Genomic DNA, 339 nt, shown 5'->3' with positions numbered 1-339 from the left:
GGAATGCTCGTACTGACAAACGGATCAAACAATCAGACTATCACCAAGCTTCAGGCTGATCCCCGTGATTATTACGCAGCTGTAAAGGGCGTAGAAAACGGCAGCCTGTGGATAAAGAAAAGTTCTCCGGACGATAACAAGGTGGAAGGAATTACATTCCATATTACCGGTAACGGAATCGACGGAGACTACACCACAGGCAAAGACGGATATATCAGAATACCCGGTCTTAAGCCCGGCACATACAAGGTTTCGGAGAAAACCTCAAGTATTTACACAAATGTCCGTGATAAGACAGTAATAGTTGAGGCGGGAAAAACGGCGTATGTATTGTTCGTA

Annotated in this window: 1 protein-coding gene; it reads left to right on the top strand. The window is 45.1% G+C overall.

Annotation, left to right across the window (positions count from 1 at the left end; all coding sequences use genetic code 11):
* On the top strand, positions 1-339 hold a 339-nt coding region (locus OCV67_RS13565; protein ID WP_178085199.1), incomplete at both ends, for a prealbumin-like fold domain-containing protein.

The sequence above is a fragment of the Porcipelethomonas ammoniilytica genome (genome assembly GCF_025567485.1).
Lineage (GTDB): Bacteria > Bacillota > Clostridia > Oscillospirales > Ruminococcaceae > Porcipelethomonas > Porcipelethomonas ammoniilytica.
The sequence above is the reverse complement of the archived record's forward strand: the minus strand, read 5'-3'. Positions and strand labels throughout refer to the sequence as shown.